The sequence below is a fragment of the Bradyrhizobium sp. SHOUNA76 genome, from assembly GCF_023006445.1.
GTDB lineage: Bacteria > Pseudomonadota > Alphaproteobacteria > Rhizobiales > Xanthobacteraceae > Bradyrhizobium.
Map to the genome: position 1 here is coordinate 1 of NZ_JALBHA010000569.1, position 3812 is coordinate 3812.

The 3812-nt window shown below is 64.3% G+C and carries 4 protein-coding genes; all 4 read left to right on the forward strand.

Annotated elements, in window-relative coordinates:
* Positions 1-674: F0F1 ATP synthase subunit gamma (locus MOV74_RS33400; protein ID WP_246931248.1), on the forward strand; the 674-nt coding region annotated here is incomplete at its 5' end.
* Positions 675-726: 52 nt separating this feature from the next.
* Positions 727-2169 carry a F0F1 ATP synthase subunit beta gene (gene atpD / locus MOV74_RS33405; RefSeq protein ID WP_246931249.1) on the forward strand — a complete coding sequence of 481 codons (1443 nt, stop codon included), beginning with the start codon at positions 727-729 and terminating at the stop codon, positions 2167-2169.
* 87 nt (positions 2170-2256) lie between these two features.
* Positions 2257-2664, forward strand: coding sequence for a F0F1 ATP synthase subunit epsilon (locus tag MOV74_RS33410; RefSeq protein WP_246931251.1), 408 nt, complete (start codon positions 2257-2259; stop codon positions 2662-2664).
* Positions 2665-2815: 151 nt separating this feature from the next.
* Positions 2816-3812 (forward strand): adenylate/guanylate cyclase domain-containing protein (locus tag MOV74_RS33415; protein ID WP_246931252.1); only part of this gene is annotated, 997 nt, incomplete at its 3' end.

A 3812-nucleotide genomic window follows, 5' to 3' on the forward strand; every position in this document is an offset into this window, starting at 1 on the left:
CGCAGCTCGCCGGCACCGGCAGGGACCAGGTCCATCTGCTGCTGGTCTGCACCGGCGAGCGCGGCCTGTCCGGTGCCTTCAACTCCTCGATCGTGCGTCTCGCGCGCGATCGCGCCCAGGCGCTGATGGCGCAGGGCAAGGAGGTCAAATTCTTCTGCGTCGGCCGCAAGGGCTATGAGCAGCTCCGCCGCCTGTTCGACAAGCAGATCGTCGAGCATCTCGACCTGCGCAGCGTTCGTCAGCTCGGCTTCGTCAATGCCGAGGACATCGCCAGGAAGGTGCTGGCCCGTTTTGACAACGGCGAGTTCGACGCCTGCACGCTGTTCTACGCGCAGTTCAAGTCGGTGATCGCCCAGATCCCGACCGCGCAGCAGATCATTCCACTGGTCGTGGAAGAGAAGGCGGCGAACGCGCCGTCGACGTCCTACGAATATGAGCCGGAGGAGGACGAACTCCTTTCGGGCCTGTTGCCGCGCAACATCGCGGTGCAGATCTTCCGCGCGCTGCTGGAAAACAACGCCTCGTTCTACGGCGCGCAGATGAGCTCGATGGACAACGCCACCCGCAACGCCGGCGAAATGATCCGCAAGCAAACCCAGATCTACAACCGAACCCGTCAAGCCCAGATCACCAAGGAGCTGATCGAGATCATCTCCGGCGCCGAGGCGGTCTGACGCACGAATTCAACGACGGTCGTTCAAGTACAGAATTTCGAAGGAGAGCTTCATGGCTACAGCAGCTAACCCGGTCGGTCGCGTCACCCAGGTCATGGGCGCCGTCGTCGACGTACAGTTCGAGGGCCACCTCCCGGCCATTCTCAATTCGCTGGAAACCAAGAACGGTAATATCCGCCTCGTGCTGGAAGTTGCGCAGCATCTCGGTGAGTCCACCGTGCGCACGATCGCGATGGACGTGACCGAAGGTCTGGTGCGCGGCCAGGAAGTGACCGACACCGGCCAGCCGATCCGCGTTCCCGTCGGCGAAGGCACGCTCGGCCGCATCATCAACGTCATCGGCGAGCCGATCGACGAAGCCGGCCCGGTCAAGTCCGAAGGCCTGCGCCCGATCCATCAGGACGCGCCGAGCTACACCGACCAGTCGACCGAAGCTGAGATTCTCGTCACCGGCATCAAGGTCGTCGATCTCCTGGCTCCGTATGCGAAGGGCGGCAAGATCGGCCTGTTCGGCGGCGCCGGCGTCGGCAAGACCGTGCTGATTCAGGAGCTGATCAACAACGTCGCGAAGGCGCACGGCGGTTACTCCGTGTTCGCCGGCGTCGGTGAGCGTACCCGCGAGGGCAACGACCTCTATCACGAGTTCATCGAGTCCAAGGTCAACGCCGATCCGAAGAATCCGGATCCGAGCGTGAAGTCGAAGTGCGCGCTGGTGTTCGGCCAGATGAACGAGCCGCCGGGCGCCCGCGCCCGCGTCGCGCTCACGGGTCTGACCATCGCGGAAGACTTCCGCGACAAGGGCCAGGACGTGCTGTTCTTCGTCGACAACATCTTCCGCTTCACCCAGGCCGGCTCGGAAGTGTCGGCGCTGCTCGGCCGTATTCCTTCGGCGGTGGGTTATCAGCCGACGCTCGCCACCGACATGGGCGCGCTGCAGGAGCGCATCACCACCACGCAGAAGGGTTCGATCACCTCGGTGCAGGCCATCTACGTTCCGGCCGACGACTTGACCGACCCGGCGCCCGCGACCTCGTTCGCGCATCTTGACGCGACCACCACGCTGTCGCGCTCGATCGCCGAAAAGGGCATCTACCCCGCGGTGGATCCGCTCGACTCGACCTCGCGCATGCTCTCCCCGCTGGTCGTCGGCGAGGAGCACTACGCGGTTGCCCGTCAGGTCCAGCAGGTGCTGCAGCGCTACAAGGCGCTCCAGGACATCATCGCCATTCTCGGCATGGACGAGCTTTCGGAAGAGGACAAGCTGACGGTGGCCCGCGCCCGCAAGGTCGAGCGCTTCATGTCGCAGCCGTTCCACGTCGCTGAAATCTTCACGGGATCGCCGGGCAAGTTCGTCGAGCTCGCCGACACCATCAAGGGCTTCAAGGGCCTGGTGGAAGGCAAGTACGACCACCTGCCGGAAGCCGCCTTCTACATGGTCGGCACCATTGAAGAAGCCGTCGAGAAGGGCAAGAAGCTGGCGGCGGAAGCCGCTTAAGCGGGCGAATAGCGAATAGGGAGTGGCGATTGGCTGCTCCCTGTTTCAGCCACTCGCCATTCGCCACTCACCATTCGCAGGTTTCTTATGGCCACCTTCCACTTCGATCTCGTCTCTCCGGAAAAGCTCGCCTTCTCGGGTGAGGTCGATCAGGTCGACATCCCCGGCGTCGAGGGTGATTTCGGCGTGCTGGCAGGACATGCGCCGGTCGTGGCCGCGATCCGGCCCGGCATTCTCACCATCACCGCTGGCGGCCGTCACGAGAAGGTCATCGTGCTCGGCGGTCTCGCCGAAGTTTCCGAAAAGGGCCTGACCGTGCTCGCCGACGTCGCAACGTCGCTGGCCGAGCTCGACCGCGCCCGGTTCGCCGAGACTATCTCGGAGATGGAAGAGGGCCTGAAGGAGCACGAAGGCAGCGAGCTCGACAACGCCATCGAGCGGCTCGACCACTACAAGAGCATCCAGCAGCAGCTCAACTCGACCGCTATGCACTAAGCCCCGGGGCACCGCTCCGGGGCTCAAGTCCAGAATTCCTGAACAAGTTCAGCGCTCGTCACTGACCGTGGCGGGCGCTGAAACTTTGTTGCACCGCGCTTCCGATAGCGGCATTCTCCCTTGCGAATTTTGTTCCCGGGGCGGGTGACAGATGAAACGCAAGATCGCAGCGATTTTCGCGGCGGATATTGCCGGTTACTCGAGATTGGTCGCGGAAGACGAGGAGGAGACGCTGCGGCGTCTGGCCTCCTATCGCGAGGTCGTCGACGATTTCATCGCCAGGGCCGGCGGACGCATCTTCAACACGGCGGGCGATGCCGTGCTGGCGGAATTCCCGAGCGCAGTCGATGCGGTGCGTTGCGCGATCGACATCCAGGAGTCCTTGCGAACCCGCAACATGGCCTATCCGCCGAGCCGGCAGATGTCGTTCCGCATCGGCATCACCATCGGCGACGTGGTCGAGCGCAACGGCGATCTGCTGGGCGACGGCGTCAACATCGCAGCAAGGCTGGAGGGCCTCGCCGAGGTCGGCGGCATCTGCGTCTCCCGCGCGGTGCACGAGCAGGTCGCCAACAAGCTCTCGGTGCAGTTCGCCGATATCGGCGCGCAGGAGGTCAAGAACATCCCGACGCCGGTGCATGCCTACATGGTGGCGATGCGGCGCGAGGATGGGACCTATAGCAAGCCGCAACTGAAGAAGCCGGGCTCGAAGCTGGCCGCCGCCCCCGTGTGGATGTGGCCGCTGGTGGTCGCGGTGGTCTCGATCGTCGCCATCGGCGTTACCGGCTTTCTCTACAACACCAAGCTCAAGCAGGCGGCGAATGTCGCAGCGACGCCGGCCGCGGCACCAAGTGCCGCGCCGACGGCAAACGCAGTGGCGCCGAGCCCAATGCCGACCCAGCTTGCCAAGGCGCCGATGACATCAATGGCGCCGCAGAATGCCGGAGCTGCCATGGCTCCGATGCCTGCGCCGTCGCCGTCGGCCGCGCCAATGGCCGGCAAGTTCGCGGCCGACAGCGTGCCCTTCATCAACGAGCGCGTCCGCAACTTCCTCGCCGGCGATTATTCCACGGCCGGCGACTACAAGGCCTTCGCGCTCAATGTCGGCGGCTTCACCGGCTCGGCGCTGAACCAGCCGAACGAGGAGG

Bases quoted from the DNA above. Each gene is read 5' to 3' on its own strand.
- atpD (WP_246931249.1), top strand. From the start codon at position 727: ATGGCTACAGCAGCTAACCCGGTCGGTCGCGTCACCCAGGTCATGGGC.
- MOV74_RS33410 (WP_246931251.1), top strand. From the start codon at position 2,257: ATGGCCACCTTCCACTTCGATCTCGTCTCTCCGGAAAAGCTCGCCTTC.